This window comes from Mycobacterium sp. (assembly GCF_047975165.1).
Classification (GTDB): domain Bacteria; phylum Actinomycetota; class Actinomycetes; order Mycobacteriales; family Mycobacteriaceae; genus Mycobacterium.
Genome location: NZ_JBKECZ010000141.1, coordinates 1 through 15,046, shown reverse-complemented (window position 1 = coordinate 15,046; position 15,046 = coordinate 1). Strand labels below are relative to the sequence as shown.

Genomic DNA, 15,046 nt, shown 5'->3' with positions numbered 1-15,046 from the left:
TGCTGGCCGCGCGGCCGGTGGGTGTGCCGGCGATCGTCGTTGCGCCGGCGGCGTCCGGCGGCCGGGCGGAAGCCCGGGCCGGGGTGCTCGACCACGACCCCGACGGCTCGGGCGCGGCCGTGCTGGCCGCACTGGCCAAACTGGCCGCGGCGGTGGCTGCCGAGCTGGTCGCGGGCGGGTTGCGGATCATCGGGATCACCGGATCCTCGGGTAAGACGTCGACCAAGGATCTGGTGGCCGCGGTGCTGCGGCCGTTGGGCGAGGTGGTTGCCCCGCCGGGGTCGTTCAACAACGAACTGGGCCATCCCTGGACGGTGCTGCGCGCGACCCGGGACACCGACTTCCTGGTTCTGGAGATGTCGGCCCGCCATCCGGGCAACATCGCGACTCTGGCCGGCATCGCGCCGCCGGGAATCGGGGTCGTGCTCAACGTCGGCACCGCCCACCTGGGCGAGTTCGGCTCCCGGGAGGCCATCGCGCAAACCAAATCCGAACTGCCGCAGGCCGTGCCGGCATCGGGGGTGGTGATTCTCAACGCCGACGACGCCGTGGTGGACGCCATGTCCGGGGTGACCGCAGCCCGGGTGGTTCGGGTCAGCCGCAGCAGTGTCAGCGCCCAGGTGTGGGCGGATCAGGTGTCCATGGACGAGCTGGCGCGGCCGCGGTTCACCCTGCATGCGGTGCGCGACGGCAGGCCGGTGCAAGCGTCGGTCGAACTCGAGGTTTCCGGTGACCATCAGGTGGGCAACGCGCTGTGCGCGGCGGCGGTGGCACTGGAATGCGGGGCCACCGTCGAACAGGTCGCCGATGCCCTGGCCGGCGCCCGACCGGTTTCGCCGCACCGGATGCAGGTGGCCACCCGGGCAGACGGGGTGACGGTGATCGACGACGCCTACAACGCCAACCCCGACTCGATGCGTACCGGGCTGCAGGCACTGGCCTGGATCGCCCGGGGAGCGGCCGATACAGTAACTGCTCCGCGGCGCAGCTGGGCGGTGCTGGGCGAGATGGCCGAGCTCGGCGACGATGCCATAGCCGAGCACGACCGCATCGGCCGACTCGCGGTGCGATTAGATGTGTCTCGACTCGTTGTCGTGGGAACCGGGAGGTCGATGAGCGCCATGCACCACGGAGCCGTGATGGAGGGTGCCTGGGGGGCCGACGGGGATCGCGGGGTCGTTCAGGTGGTCGACCGCGACGAAGCCCTCGAGCTGGTGCGTGCCGAATAGCAACCCGAGGATGTGGTCCTGGTGAAGGCATCCAACGCCGCCGGATTGGGACTGCTGGCGCGGGCGCTGGTGGCCGACGCCGGGGGAGGGCGCCGGTGAAGCAGATCTTGATCGCCGTCGCGATCGCGGTGACGGTGTCCATCCTGCTGACCCCGGCGCTGATCCGGCTGTTCACCCGCCAGGGATTCGGGCACCAGATTCGCGAGGACGGCCCGCCGAGCCATCACTCCAAACGGGGTACCCCGTCGATGGGCGGCGTGGCGATACTGGCCGGACTGTGGGCGGGGTACCTGGGCGCCCACCTGTTCGGTCTGTTCTTCGACGGCGAGGGCATCACCGCCTCGGGTCTTCTGGTGGTGGGACTGGCCACCACGCTGGGCGGTGTGGGATTCGTCGACGACGTGATCAAGATCCGCCAGGCGCGCAATCTGGGGCTGACCAAGACGACCAAGGCTCTCGGGCAGATCGGTTCCGCGGTGCTGTTCGCGGTGCTGGTGCTGCAGTTCCGCAATCCAGCCGGATTGACGCCGGGCAGCCGGGACATGTCCTACGTCCGTGAGATCGCCACCGTGACCTTCACCCCGGCGGTGTTCATCCTGCTCTGCGTGGTCGTGGTCAGCGCGTGGTCCAACGCGGTCAATTTCACCGACGGGCTCGACGGGCTGGCCGCGGGCTGTATGGCCATGGTCACCGGGGCCTACGTGCTGATCGCCTTCTGGCAGTACCGCAACGCGTGTGTCTCCGCGCCCGGGCTGGGCTGCTACAACGTGCGCGATCCGCTGGACCTGGCGATCGTCGCGGCCGCGACGGCCGGGGCGTGCATCGGTTTCCTGTGGTGGAACGCCGCACCCGCCAAGATATTCATGGGCGACACCGGTTCGCTGGCGCTCGGCGGCATCATCGCCGGACTCTCGGTGACCAGCCGCACCGAGATGCTGGCGGTGGTGCTGGGTGCGCTGTTCGTCGCCGAGATCACCTCGGTGGTGATTCAGATCCTGGCGTTCCGCAGCACCGGACGCCGCGTCTTCCGGATGGCCCCGTTCCACCACCACTTCGAGTTGGCCGGCTGGGCCGAGACCACGGTGATCATCCGGTTCTGGCTGCTCACGGCGATAGCCTGCGGTCTGGGTGTGGCGTTGTTCTACGGCGAGTGGCTGACCGTGATCGGTGCCTGAGGTGCTGGAGCCGCTGGTGTCGGGGAGGCCCGTATTGATCGCCGGGGCACGGGTGACCGGTCGTGCCGTGCTGGCCGCGCTGACGCATGTCGGCGCGGAGCCGACGCTGTGCGACGACGATCCGGGGATGCTGGCTCCCTACGCCGAAAACGGGGTGGCGACGGTGGACCCGTCGGCGGCGATCGATCGGATCGCCAGCTACGCCCTGGTGGTCACCAGTCCCGGCTTTCAGCCGGCGACACCGGTGCTGGCCGCGGCGGCGGCTGCGGGTGTGCCCATCTGGGGCGACGTTGAACTGGCCTGGCGGCTGGACGCGGCCGAGGTCTATGGGCCGCCTCGTCGCTGGCTGGTGGTGACCGGCACCAACGGCAAGACGACCACCACCTCGATGTTGCACGAGATGCTGACCGCCGGCGGACTGCGCAGCGTGCTGTGCGGCAACATCGGCAGCCCGGTGCTGGACGTGCTGGCCGAACCCTCCGACATCCTGGCGGTGGAGCTGTCCAGCTTTCAGCTGCACTGGGCGCCGTCGCTTCGCCCGGAAGCCGGCGCGGTGCTCAACATCGCCGAAGACCACCTGGACTGGCACGGCACGATGGCCGACTACACCCGGGCCAAGGCGCGGGTGCTCACCGGCCGGGTGGCGGTGGTCGGGTTGGACGACGCCCGCGCGGCCGCGCTGCTCACCACGGCTGCCGCTGCAGTGCGGGCCGGCTTCCGGCTGGGCGAACCGGTCGCCGGAGAACTCGGTGTGTGCGACGGGCAGCTCGTCGACCGGGCGTTCGCCGACCGACTGAGGTTGCTGCCGGCCGCGTCGATACCGGTGCCGGGCCCGGTCGGCGTGCTCGACACCCTGGCGGCGGCTGCCCTGGCCCGGGCGGTCGGCGTCCCGGCCGAGGCGATCGCCGCGGCGATTTCGTCCTTCCGGCCGGGCCGGCACCGAAGCGAGGTGGTGATCGTCGCCGACGGTGTCACCTACATCGACGATTCCAAGGCGACCAACCCGCACGCCGCCGAGGCCTCGGTGCTGGCCTATCCCCGGGTGGTGTGGGTGGCCGGCGGCCTGCTCAAGGGTGTTTCGGTGGAGGCGGAGGTGGCCCGCATGGCGTCGCATCTGGTCGGAGCGGTGCTGATCGGCCGGGATCGCGCCGACGTTGCCCAGGCGTTATCGCGACACGCGCCCGATGTCCCCGTCGTCCAGGTTGTTACAGGCGAGGATGATGGGATGCATGGGACTCATGATGCTGGTGTTACTAACGTGACTCCAATTGGCAGCGCCGATGCGCCCCTCGGGGCTCGGGTGATGGCCGCGGCCGTCGCCGCGGCGCGGGAGATGGCCGAACCCGGGGACGCGGTGCTGCTGGCACCCGCCGGCGCATCGTTCGACCAGTTCACCGGATACGCCGCGCGGGGTGAGGCTTTCGCCGCCGCCGTCCACGCCGCGGTTGGGTAGCCGGCGTGGCAAACGCATTGGCCCGATTGCTGCGCCGCGGCACTCAGGACGGCGCCGCCGGCGACGGGGACGGGGTTGCCGAAGGGGCGGGCGCCGAGGAGGCGCGGGAGGCACCGGGCTCAGGGGAGTCGCGGGAGTCACGGGGGTCGCGGGGGTCAGGCGGGCAGGCGGAGTCCCGGAAGGCGGCCGCGCCCGCGTCCGGCCCCCGCACCCCGTTCGGAGCCTGGCTGGGCCGGCCGATGACCTCGTTTCACTTGATCATCGCTGTGGCGGCATTGCTGACGACTCTCGGACTGATCATGGTGCTGTCGGCATCGGGTGTGCGGTCCTACGGCGACGACGGTTCGGCGTGGGTGATCTTCGGTAAGCAGGTGATGTGGACGATCGTCGGTCTGATCGGCTGCTACATCGCGTTGCGGATGCCGGTCCGGTTCATGCGACGCATCGCGTTTTCCGGCTTCGCCTTCACCGTCGTGCTGCTGGTACTGGTGCTGGTTCCCGGAATCGGCAAGGAGGCCAACGGCTCCCGAGGATGGTTCGTGGTGTCCGGCTTCTCGATGCAGCCCTCCGAGCTGACGAAGATGGCGTTCGCCATCTGGGGCGCACACCTGCTGGCCGCCCGGCGCCTGGAGCGGGCGTCGCTGCGGGAAATGCTCGTTCCGCTGGTGCCCGCCGCGGTCGTCGCGCTGGCGCTGATCGTCGCTCAGCCCGACCTCGGGCAGACGGTGTCGATGGGCATCATCCTGCTGGCACTGCTCTGGTACGCGGGTTTGCCGCTGCGGGTGTTCGTCACGTCCCTGGTGTCGGTTTTCTTCGCGGCGGCGATCCTGGCGGTTTCGGCCGGGTACCGGTCGGACCGGGTGCGGTCCTGGCTCAATCCCGATGCCGACCCGATGGACTCGGGATATCAGGCCCGGCAGGCCAAGTACGCGCTGGCCCACGGCGGTGTCTTCGGCGACGGTCTCGGCCAGGGTGTCGCCAAGTGGAACTACCTGCCCAACGCCCACAACGACTTCATCTTCGCGATCATCGGCGAGGAACTCGGCCTGATCGGAGCGGTCGGGCTGCTCGGCCTGTTCGGACTGTTCGCCTACGCCGGAATGCGGATCGCGCGCCGGTCCGCCGATCCGTTCCTGCGGCTGTTGACCGCCACCACCACGCTGTGGGTGCTCGGACAGGCGTTCATCAACATCGGCTACGTGATCGGCCTACTGCCGGTGACCGGGTTGCAGTTGCCGCTGATCTCGGCCGGCGGCACATCGACGGCAGCCACCCTGACCCAGATCGGCATCATGGCCAACGCGGCCCGGCACGAACCCGAGGCGGTGGCGGCGCTGCGCGCCGGGCGCGACGACAGGGTCAACCGGTTCCTGCGGCTGCCGCTGCCCGAACCGTATGCGCCGCGGCTGGAGGCGTTCCGTAGCCGCATGCGTTCGCAGCAGCCGGTCAGGCCGCAGCCGGCCAGGCCCTCGGGTCCCGTTGCCGGCCCGGCGCGGCGGGCGGCGTCCCGGAGTACCGGCCGCCCGGCCCGCAGGTCTGCAAGCGCGGTCCGCACCCGGGACAGGCAACATGGATCCGGTCAGCGTCACACTGCGCGCACGCGCGCACTGGAAGGTCAGCGTTACCGGTGAGCGAAACGGATCCGATTTCGGTGGTGCTCGCCGGTGGCGGAACCGCCGGGCACGTTGAGCCGGCGATGGCCGTTGCCGACGCGTTGACCGCGCTGGACCCCGGAATCCGCATCACCGCACTGGGCACTGCGCGCGGGCTGGAGACCCGGCTGGTGCCCGCGCGCGGCTACCAACTCGAACTGATCACCCCGGTGCCGCTGCCCAGAAAGCTCAGCGGTGACCTGGCCCGACTGCCGTCGCGGGTGCGGCGCGCGGTGCGTGAGACCAGGGCGGTTCTCGATGATGTGCGCGCCGACGTGATCGTCGGCTTCGGGGGCTATGTGGCGCTGCCGGCCTACCTGGCCGCCCGGCGGCTCGGCCCGCGCCGGTCGCGACACCGGATTCCGGTGGTGATCCACGAGGCCAACGCCCGGGCCGGGCTGGCAAACCGGGTGGGCGCCCGCTGGGCGGAACGCATCCTGTCCGCGGTGCCGGATTCGGGTCTGCGGCACACCGAGGTGGTCGGGATCCCGGTGCGGGCCTCCATTGCGACGCTGGATCGTGCCGCGTTGCGCGCGACGGCGCGGGCCCACTTCGGCTTCGCCGAGAACGCGCGAGTGCTGCTGGTGTTCGGCGGTTCCCAAGGTGCGGTCTCGTTGAACCGGGCGGTGTCGGCGGCCGCGGGCGGGCTGGCCGCCGCGGGGGTTGCGGTGCTGCACGCGCACGGCCCCAAGAACACCCTTGAGCTGCGCACGCCGGACCCCGGGGATCCGCCCTACGTCGCGGTGCCGTACCTGGACCGGATGGACCTGGCATACTCCGCCGCCGACATGGCGATCTGCCGTTCGGGGGCGATGACGGTCGCCGAGGTGTCGGCGGTGGGCCTGCCGGCGATCTACGTGCCCCTGCCGATCGGCAACGGCGAGCAGCGGCTCAACGCGCTGCCGGTGGTCAATGCCGGGGGCGGCACGGTGATTTCCGACGCCGCGTTGACGCCGGACCTGGTTACTCGTGAGGTGTCGGGGTTGCTCACCGATCCGGATCGGCTGGCGACGATGACGGCGGCCGCCGCGCAGGCCGGACGCCCGGATGCGGCCAGTCGGGTGGCCCGGGCCGCACTCGACATCGCCCGGGTGGTGCGGACCGGTGAAGAGGCCGGAGGGCCACGGTGACCGTCGAGCCGCTGCCCGAGGCGCTGCGGCGAGTGCATATGGTCGGAATCGGGGGCGCCGGCATGTCGGGCATCGCCCGCATTCTGCTCGACCGCGGCGGACGGGTGTCCGGCTCGGATGCCAAGGAGTCCCGAGGCCTGGACGCCCTGCGCGCCCGCGGCGCACTGGTCCGCATCGGCCACGACGAGTCGGCGCTGGACCTGTTGTCCGGTGGCGTCACCGCCGTCGTCACCACGCATGCCGCCATCCCGAAGTCCAACCCGGAACTCGTCGAGGCGCGCCGCCGCGGCATTCCGGTGATATTGCGACCGGTCGTTCTGGCCCAGCTGATGGCCGGACGCACCACGCTGATGGTCACCGGCACCCACGGCAAGACGACCACCACCTCGATGCTGATCGTTGCCCTGCAGCATTGCGGGCGCGATCCGTCGTTCGCGGTGGGCGGGGAACTGGGGGAGGCCGGCACCAACGCCCACCACGGCAGTGGCGGGGACTTCGTCGCCGAAGCCGACGAAAGTGACGGCACCCTGCTGGAATACACCCCGAACGTTGCCGTGGTCACCAACATCGAATCCGACCACCTGGACTTCTACGGCAGCATCGACGCCTATGTCGGGGTGTTCGACGCTTTCGTCGAGCGGCTGGCCCCGGGGGGCGCGCTGGTGGTGTGCACCGACGACCCGGGTGCCGCCGCACTGGCGCGGCGGACTGCCGGGTTGGGCATCCGGGTGCTCGGTTACGGCTCCGCCGGCAGTGCGGGCGCCGCGCCCCTGGCCGCCACCCTGGTGAGCTGGGCGCCGCAGGGTGCCGGGTCGGTCGTCCACCTGCAACTGGCCGGCGAGGCCCGCCCGCGGGTGCTGAGCCTGTCGGTACCGGGCCGGCATATGGCGCTCAATGCCCTGGGTGCGTTGCTGGCGGCAACAGAGGTGGGCGCCGAGGTCGACGATGTGCTCGCCGGCCTCGCCGGGTTCGAGGGTGTCCGGCGGCGCTTCGAACTGGTGGGCTCCGCCGACGGCGGGCCGGCGGCGATACGTGTTTTCGACGACTACGCCCACCATCCGACAGAGGTAGCCGCGACCCTGGCGGCTGTGCGCTCGACGCTTCAGCAGGGTGACGGCGGACGTAGTTTGGTTGTGTTCCAGCCCCACTTATATTCCCGGACAAGGACTTTCGCGGCGGAATTCGGCCGCGCACTCGATGGCGCCGACGAGGTGTTCGTGCTGGATGTCTACGGAGCGCGCGAGCAGCCGGTACCCGGGGTCAGCGGAGCCACCGTCGCCGGGCACGTGAGTGTCCCGGTGCGCTACCTCGCCGATTTCTCGGCGGTGGCCGGTGAAGTGGCGGCCGCGGCGAGGCCCGGCGACATCATCGTGACCATGGGGGCCGGCAGTGTGACGCTGCTGGCGCCGGAGATCGTGACGGCGTTGCGGGCCCGGACCGCCCGAGACGCGACGGGCCGTCCGAGGATCGTGTGATGGGCGAATCCGAGGACCGGTCTGTGGATGCGGTCACCGAGGAGATGGCGCCGGTGTCGGCGGAGGCGGTCACCGAACCGATCGCCGTCGCAACTCCGGACGATCAAGGGCCGGCCGCGGAAGACGGCGTTACCGAAGACGGCGCCGCGGACGAGGGTGTTGCAGAAGCGGATGCCGCGGCAGACGACGTCGAGGGCCCGCGCCGGCGCGCCCGCAGGGAACGCGCCGAGCGCCGAGCCGCGCAGGCCCGCGCCACGGCGATCGAGCACGCCCGCCGGGAAGCCAAGCGGCGGGCCCGGGGCCAGCTCGTGCCGGAGACCGAACCCGTTGCGCGCGGCGTAGTCCGGGGCTTGAAGGTGTTGCTGCGATCGGTGCTGGTGGCGGTCGTCGGGGTCGGGCTGGGCCTGATCCTGTACTTCACGCCGCTGATGTCCGCCCGCAGCGTCGTCGTCCTGGGAACGGGCGTGGTGACCCGCGAGGAAGTCGTCGACGTGGCGCGGGTACGCATCGGAACACCGTTGCTGCAGATCAACACCGGTGATGTCGCCCGGCGCGTGGCGGCGATCCGGCGGGTGGCCAGCGCCCGGGTGCAACGGCAGTACCCCTCGGCTCTGCGGATCACCATCGAGGAGCGGATCCCGGTGGCGGTGAAGGATTTTCCGGACGGTCCGCACCTGTTCGACCGCGACGGCGTGGATTTCGCGACCGGTCCGCCGCCCCCGGGACTGCCGTACATCGATGTCGAGAATCCCGGGCCCACCGATCCGGCTACCCGCGCAGCACTGGAGGTGCTGCTGGCGCTGCGCCCAGAGGTCTCGGGCCAGGTGGGGCGTATCGCAGCCCCGTCGGTGTCCTCGATCACACTGTCGCTCGCCGGTGACCGGGTGGTGGTCTGGGGGACCGCCGATCGCGCCGAGGAGAAGGCGGAGAAGCTGGCGGCGCTGCTGACCCAGCCGGGGCGCACCTACGATGTGTCCAGCCCGGACCTGCCGACGGTGAAATAGGTTGGTCGGTCCGGGCGGCGCCGTTGGGGGTCCGCGGGTGGCCCGGCCGAACTCAAAAAATGCGGGTGGCGCGTCGGCGCGCCTGCGCGACTAGTGTCCGCCGTGCCAATACGGTTCTGGTCATGCGGAACTACTTGACATAACTATCAACCTATAGTTGAGGTTAAGGGTTTTGCAAGTAGACACACCGTATGAAGGCCGCCCGAACCATGAACACCCGGGGAAGCAAGCCCATCAGGGAGGAAGACGAATGATGACCCCCCCACACAACTACCTAGCCGTCATCAAGGTCGTGGGCATCGGTGGCGGTGGCGTCAACGCCGTCAACCGAATGATCGAACAGGGCCTCAAGGGCGTGGAGTTCATTGCCATCAACACCGATGCCCAGGCGTTGTTGATGAGCGACGCCGACGTCAAGCTCGATGTCGGCCGCGACTCGACGCGCGGCCTGGGGGCAGGAGCCGACCCGGAGGTCGGCAAGAAGGCGGCCGAGGACGCCCGGGAAGAGATCGAGGAGCTGCTGCGCGGCGCGGACATGGTGTTCGTCACCGCCGGCGAGGGCGGCGGCACCGGCACCGGTGGGGCTCCCGTCGTCGCGAGTATCGCCCGCAAACTTGGAGCCCTGACCGTCGGTGTGGTCACCCGGCCGTTCTCCTTCGAAGGAAAACGGCGCAGCAACCAGGCCGAGAACGGCATCGGGTCATTGCGGGAAAGCTGCGACACCCTGATCGTCATCCCCAACGACCGCCTGTTGCAGATGGGCGACGCGGCGGTGTCGCTGATGGACGCCTTCCGCAGTGCCGACGAGGTGCTGCTCAACGGCGTCCAGGGTATTACCGACCTGATCACCACCCCGGGTCTGATCAACGTCGACTTCGCCGACGTCAAGGGCATCATGTCGGGTGCGGGCACCGCACTGATGGGGATCGGCTCGGCCCGGGGCGACGGACGTTCACTGAAAGCAGCGGAGATCGCCATCAATTCGCCGCTGCTGGAAGCGTCGATGGAAGGTGCCCAGGGCGTGCTGATGTCGATCGCCGGCGGGAGCGACCTGGGCCTGTTCGAGATCAACGAGGCCGCTTCGCTGGTGCAGGATGCGGCCCACCAGGATGCCAACATCATCTTCGGGACGGTGATCGACGATTCACTGGGCGACGAGGTCCGCGTCACGGTGATCGCCGCCGGCTTCGAAGCCGGATCCATCCGCAAGCCGGTTGTCGGCGCCGAAACCGGTGGCGCACACCGGATCGAGTCGGCCAAAGCCGGCAAGCTCACCTCGACGCTGTTCGAGCCGGTCGACGCGGTGAGCGTTCCGGTGCACACCAACGGGGCAACCCTGCGCATCGGCGGTGACGACGATGACGTCGACGTGCCTCCCTTCATGCGGCGCTGAGAATCTCGATTTGCTTGCCGGTGTATGTCAAACCGGCTGCTGCGCGATGTGGGTACTCTCCGGCCGGTGCCCCGATCCCGATACTGGGCGGGTGAGTATTCGTATCCGTCGGGTGACCACCACCCGAGCGGGCGGTGTGTCGAAGCCGCCGTATGACACCTTCAACCTCGGCGACCACGTCGGTGACGATGCGGCCGCCGTTGCGTCGAATCGGGCCCGGCTGGCCGCGGCAATCCGTTTGCCCGGTGAGCGGCTGGTGTGGATGAACCAGGTGCACGGGGACCGTATCGAGGTGATCGACGAGGCTTGCGACTCGGCCGTCCCCGACACCGACGGCGTAGTCACCGGCACACCTGGACTGGCACTGGCGGTGTTGACGGCCGACTGTGTGCCGGTGCTGCTAGCCGATGCCCGCGCCGGTGTCGTCGGCGCCGTGCATGCCGGCCGGGTGGGCGCGCAGCACGGCATAGTGGCTCGCGCGGTGGAGACCATGGTGTCGACGGGTGCCCATCCCGCCGATATTTCCGTGCTCCTCGGCCCGGCGGCCAGCGGTCACCACTACGAAGTGCCCGCGGCGATGGCCGATGAGGTAGAGCAGACACTGCCCGGCAGCCGCACCACCACCGCGGCGGGGACTCCGGGACTTGACCTGCGAGCTGGAATCGTCTGTCAACTCAAGGATTTGGGTGTCACCTCCATCGAGGTGGATCCACGCTGCACGATTGCCGACCCGGCGCTGTTCAGTCACCGGCGCGGCGCGCCGACCGGACGGCTGGCATCGCTGGTGTGGATGGATTGAGGGCAATGGCACAGCTGGATCCGGCGGCTGCAGACCGCCAATCAGAATTGACGTTCGCGTTGGCGGACGTTCGTTCGCGGCTGGCGGCCGCCGCCGCGGCGGCGGGCCGCAGCGTGGCGGACATCGAGTTGCTGCCGGTCACCAAATTCTTCCCGGCGACCGATGTGGCGATTTTGTCGCGATTGGGCTGCCGGGCCGTCGGCGAATCGAGGGTGCAGGAAGCCCGACAGAAGGTGAAAGAGGTTGCGACGTTGCTGGGGGCTACTTCACCTGGCGCCGGACTCCGCGATCTGCGGTGGCACATGGTGGGCCAGATCCAGCGGAAGAAGGCCGCATCGGTGGCGCGTTGGGCGGATGCCGCGCATTCGGTCGACAGACCGGAGCTGGTAACTGCTCTCGACCGCGCAGTGGCCAAGGAACTCGCCGAGCACCGCCGTGACGCCCAACTGCGGGTCTACCTCCAGGTGAGTATCGATGGGGACGTGTCGCGCGGCGGAGTCGACATCGATGCCCCGGGTTCGGTGGATGAGCTGTGCGCACAGGTGGAACGCTCGCGCAGTCTGCAACTGGTCGGTTTGATGGGTGTTCCACCGCTGGACTGGGAACCCGAACGGGCTTTTGAGAGGCTGCGGCAGGAACACGATCGGGTGCTCAACGGATTCCCGCATGCGGTCAAGCTCTCCGCGGGCATGTCGACCGACCTGGAAGCTGCTGTCAAACATGGTTCGACGTGTGTGCGTGTCGGTACCGCGTTATTGGGCCGGCGCCAGCTACGGTCACCGTGAAAGTCACTCAAGTCACACCTTCATCAAGGACAACAGACATCCCAGGCTAGAAGGGGTCGCGCGATGAGCACACTGCACAAGGTCAAGGCCTACTTCGGTATGGCGCCCATGGAGGACTACGACGACGAGTACTACGACGACCGGGCAGACGACCGGGCAGACGACCGGGCGGATGGCCGGGGATCGCTGCGCGGTTACTCGCGGCCCCGATTCGACGATGACTACGGCCGCTACGAAGACCGCGACTACGACGGCGATCGCCGGGACCTGCGCGGTGAACCGGCTGACTATCCGCCGCCCGGCGGCTACCGCGGCGGCTATGTCGACGAGCCGCGCTTCGGGCACCGGGAGTTCGAGCGGCCCGAGATGTCCCGGCCGAGGTTCGGGTCGTGGCTGGGGCGTGGGTCCACGCGGGGCGCGCTGGCAATGGACCCCCGGCGGATGGCCATGATGTTCGAGGATGGTCACCCGCTGTCGAAGATCACCACGCTGCGGCCCAAGGACTACAGCGAGGCCCGCACCATCGGCGAGCGATTCCGCGACGGCACGCCGGTGATCATGGACCTGGTCACGATGGACAACGCCGATGCCAAGCGGTTGGTCGATTTTGCCGCGGGCCTGGCGTTTGCCCTGCGCGGTTCGTTCGACAAGGTCGCAACCAAGGTCTTCCTGCTGTCGCCGGCCGACGTCGACGTCTCTCCTGAGGAACGCCGCCGGATCGCCGAGACCGGCTTCTACGCCTACCAGTAGTCGCGGGGCTCGGCCGCGCCGGCCGATCGGTAGGCTGGGTGTCGCCGCTGTCGACAGCGGCGACAGGTATTGGTCATTTTCGTCGGTTAGGTCGGGCTCGCCTTGGTGCTGTTCTTGCAGATTCTCGGGTATACGCTGGGCGCCTTCTGGCTGCTGCTGATCGCCCGTATCGTCATCGAGTGGATTCGCCTGTTCAGCCGCGACTGGCGGCCCACAGGTGTCACCGTGGTGATCCTGGAGACGATCATGTCGATCACCGACCCCCCGGTGAAGCTGCTGCGCCGGCTGATCCCCCCGATAGCCATCGGTGCGGTGCGCCTGGATCTGTCCATCATGGTGCTGCTGCTCATTGCGTTCATCGGAATGCAAATGGCGCTGGGCACTCCTGCCTAGTGCTTGGTGCCGGGCGCCTGGACCGGGCCCGTTTGACCCGTAGCGAGGTAAAGCGACGGATCGGCAACGATTGGGCTTCAGCTTCGGCGCGAGTGATTTTCTGAATCGGCGGATTGTGATTTATTGGCTGAGGAGCAAAAAACAAATTTCAGGCCAGTTCACAGTTGTCAATCCGATATCAGTACAATCGGCAACCGCCGAGTCTGGTGTGACAGGATGTGCGGGAGTTGCATACAGCTACCGGACCGCTCGACACTGCCAGATCGTTTGACCGCCCAGGACCTTGAGGGGATAGAGAATGCCGCTTACACCTGCCGACGTCCACAATGTGGCATTCAGTAAGCCGCCTATCGGAAAGCGCGGGTACAACGAGGACGAGGTCGACGCCTTCCTCGACCTGGTAGAGAACGAGCTGACCCGGCTGATCGACGAGAACGCAGATCTGCGCCAGCGGATCGCCGAGCTGGACCGTGAGGTCGCCTCCGGTGGCGCGGGCGCTTCGCCCACCATCGCCCAGCCGGTTCCGGTCTACCAGCAACCCGAACCGCCACAGCCGCCTCCGCCGGCTCCAGCGGCGGTGGGTGCCGCAACCGAAGAAAGCGCCGTGAAGGCCGGCCGGATACTGACCCTCGCGCAGGACACCGCGGATCGGCTCACCAGCACCGCCCAGGCCGAGTCGGACAAGATGCTCGCCGATGCCCGGGCCAACGCGGACCAGATCCTCGGTGAGGCCCGCTTCACTGCGGATGCCACGGTGGCGGATGCCCGCAAGCGTGCCGACGCGATGCTCGCCGACGCCACATCGCGGTCGGAATCCCAGCTACGTCAGGCCCAGGAGAAGGCCGACGCCCTGCAGGCGGATGCCGAACGCAAGCACACCGAGATCATGGGTGCCATCAACCAGCAGCGGACGGTCCTGGAAGGTCGCCTGGAGCAGCTGCGGACATTCGAGCGTGAATACCGCACGCGTTTGAAGACATACCTGGAATCGCAGCTCGAGGAGCTCGGCCAGCGCGGGTCCGCGGCACCTGCTGACTCCGGCAACGATGCCGGCGGATTCTGACCGAGTCGACGGTGCGGTCGTTTAGTTGCTGATCATCGCGCTGGTTCTGGCCCTGATCGGGCTTGCCGCACTGGTGTTCGCGGTGGTGACCAGCAACCTGCTGGTGGCCTGGGTGTGTATCGGTGCCAGCGCACTGGGGGTGCTGCTGCTGATCGTCGATGCGATCCGGGAACGGCAGCGGCGCGCCACCGCCGGCCGAGACGAGGGTCCGGACGAGAGGCGAGATGCCGAGTCGGAATCCAAGCCCGAGGCTGAGCCCGAACTGGAGCCCGAGGCTGAGCCCGAGTCCGAGTCCGAGTCCGAGTCCGAGTCCGAGTCCGAGTCCGAGTCCGAGTCCGAGGCTGAGCCCGAGCCTGAGCCCGAGCCCGACCTGGAGCCGGAGTCTGAGCCCGAGCCCGACCTGGAGCCCGAACCTGAGCCCGAACCGGAGCCCGAGCCGGAATCCGAGCCCGAGCTGGACCCCGACAGCTCCGGCGATGACGGCGCCGATTAGCGGTCCGGTCGCCGGATCACTCAGTGTTGCCGAGTGCAGGTGGGCGTAGCCAGCAGCCCCCGCACCTCGTCATCGCTGACCTGGTGAAAGTCGGCGTACACCTGGCCCACCGCGGTGAAGTCCGCCGGAATGGACGGGCATACCAGCTCGTCGGCTTCCCGGGCCAGCATCCGGCAGGCCGAGAGTGGTCCGACGGGTGCCGCGACCACTACCGCCCGCGGCCCGGCGGCACGCACCGCTCGCACCGCGGCC

The 15,046-nt window shown here is 69.0% G+C and carries 13 protein-coding genes and 2 pseudogenes; 14 read left to right on the top strand and 1 reads right to left on the bottom strand.

Annotated features, from left to right (window positions below; genetic code table 11):
- The 14 genes and pseudogenes from ACK5M9_RS13455 to ACK5M9_RS13390 form a co-directional block, all read left to right on the top strand.
- Nucleotides 1–1,328 (top strand): annotated as a pseudogene (locus tag ACK5M9_RS13455) (UDP-N-acetylmuramoyl-tripeptide--D-alanyl-D-alanine ligase); the annotation flags it as partial.
- Nucleotides 1,325–2,404, top strand: coding sequence for a phospho-N-acetylmuramoyl-pentapeptide-transferase (gene mraY, locus ACK5M9_RS13450; RefSeq protein WP_416893661.1), 1,080 nt, complete (start codon nt 1,325–1,327; stop codon nt 2,402–2,404). The pseudogene ACK5M9_RS13455 and the gene mraY, both read left to right, overlap by 4 nt.
- A gap of 1 nt (nt 2,405) precedes the next feature.
- Complete coding sequence (gene murD, locus ACK5M9_RS13445) at nt 2,406–3,857, top strand: UDP-N-acetylmuramoyl-L-alanine--D-glutamate ligase (protein ID WP_416893663.1); 1,452 nt, start codon at nt 2,406–2,408, stop codon at nt 3,855–3,857.
- Nucleotides 3,858–3,862: 5 nt separating this feature from the next.
- Nucleotides 3,863–5,488 (top strand): putative lipid II flippase FtsW, encoded by a 1,626-nt coding sequence (ftsW, locus tag ACK5M9_RS13440; protein WP_416893660.1) that lies wholly within the window; start codon nt 3,863–3,865, stop codon nt 5,486–5,488.
- On the top strand, nt 5,485–6,639 hold the full coding sequence (gene murG / locus ACK5M9_RS13435) for an undecaprenyldiphospho-muramoylpentapeptide beta-N-acetylglucosaminyltransferase (RefSeq protein ID WP_416893659.1): 1,155 nt from the start codon (nt 5,485–5,487) through the stop codon (nt 6,637–6,639). The genes ftsW and murG overlap by 4 nt, the downstream gene beginning before the upstream one ends.
- Nucleotides 6,636–8,114, top strand: a complete 1,479-nt coding sequence (murC, locus tag ACK5M9_RS13430) for a UDP-N-acetylmuramate--L-alanine ligase (RefSeq protein WP_416893658.1) — start codon at nt 6,636–6,638, stop codon at nt 8,112–8,114. Before murG ends, murC begins: the two co-directional genes overlap by 4 nt.
- Nucleotides 8,114–9,118 carry a cell division protein FtsQ/DivIB gene (locus tag ACK5M9_RS13425; protein ID WP_416893657.1) on the top strand — a complete coding sequence of 335 codons (1,005 nt, stop codon included), beginning with the start codon at nt 8,114–8,116 and terminating at the stop codon, nt 9,116–9,118. Before murC ends, ACK5M9_RS13425 begins: the two co-directional genes overlap by 1 nt.
- 253 nt (nt 9,119–9,371) lie before the next feature.
- Nucleotides 9,372–10,511, top strand: coding sequence for a cell division protein FtsZ (gene ftsZ / locus ACK5M9_RS13420; protein WP_416893662.1), 1,140 nt, complete (start codon nt 9,372–9,374; stop codon nt 10,509–10,511).
- A gap of 91 nt (nt 10,512–10,602) precedes the next feature.
- Nucleotides 10,603–11,310 (top strand): peptidoglycan editing factor PgeF, encoded by a 708-nt coding sequence (pgeF, locus tag ACK5M9_RS13415; protein ID WP_416893656.1) that lies wholly within the window; start codon nt 10,603–10,605, stop codon nt 11,308–11,310.
- A 5-nt stretch (nt 11,311–11,315) separates the two neighbouring features.
- Nucleotides 11,316–12,095, top strand: a complete 780-nt coding sequence (locus ACK5M9_RS13410) for a YggS family pyridoxal phosphate-dependent enzyme (RefSeq protein ID WP_416893655.1) — start codon at nt 11,316–11,318, stop codon at nt 12,093–12,095.
- Between the two features lie 63 nt (nt 12,096–12,158).
- Nucleotides 12,159–12,845 carry a cell division protein SepF gene (locus tag ACK5M9_RS13405; RefSeq protein ID WP_416893654.1) on the top strand — a complete coding sequence of 229 codons (687 nt, stop codon included), beginning with the start codon at nt 12,159–12,161 and terminating at the stop codon, nt 12,843–12,845.
- Between the two features lie 102 nt (nt 12,846–12,947).
- Nucleotides 12,948–13,238 (top strand): YggT family protein, encoded by a 291-nt coding sequence (locus ACK5M9_RS13400; RefSeq protein ID WP_416893653.1) that lies wholly within the window; start codon nt 12,948–12,950, stop codon nt 13,236–13,238.
- A 298-nt stretch (nt 13,239–13,536) separates the two neighbouring features.
- Nucleotides 13,537–14,301, top strand: a complete 765-nt coding sequence (locus ACK5M9_RS13395) for a DivIVA domain-containing protein (RefSeq protein ID WP_416893652.1) — start codon at nt 13,537–13,539, stop codon at nt 14,299–14,301.
- A gap of 25 nt (nt 14,302–14,326) precedes the next feature.
- Nucleotides 14,327–14,794 (top strand): hypothetical protein, encoded by a 468-nt coding sequence (locus ACK5M9_RS13390; RefSeq protein WP_416893651.1) that lies wholly within the window; start codon nt 14,327–14,329, stop codon nt 14,792–14,794.
- A gap of 20 nt (nt 14,795–14,814) precedes the next feature.
- On the opposite strand, the pseudogene ACK5M9_RS13385 reads toward ACK5M9_RS13390, so the two are convergent.
- A pseudogene (locus ACK5M9_RS13385) lies at nt 14,815–15,046 on the bottom strand (phosphoribosyltransferase); the annotation flags it as partial.

Excerpts from the sequence above, each read along its gene's own strand:
- ACK5M9_RS13425 (WP_416893657.1), top strand. The coding sequence starts at position 8,114 with ATGGGCGAATCCGAGGACCGGTCTGTGGATGCGGTCACCGAGGAGATG.
- ftsZ (WP_416893662.1), top strand. The coding sequence starts at position 9,372 with ATGACCCCCCCACACAACTACCTAGCCGTCATCAAGGTCGTGGGCATC.
- ACK5M9_RS13410 (WP_416893655.1), top strand. The coding sequence starts at position 11,316 with ATGGCACAGCTGGATCCGGCGGCTGCAGACCGCCAATCAGAATTGACG.
- ACK5M9_RS13405 (WP_416893654.1), top strand. The coding sequence starts at position 12,159 with ATGAGCACACTGCACAAGGTCAAGGCCTACTTCGGTATGGCGCCCATG.
- ACK5M9_RS13395 (WP_416893652.1), top strand. The coding sequence starts at position 13,537 with ATGCCGCTTACACCTGCCGACGTCCACAATGTGGCATTCAGTAAGCCG.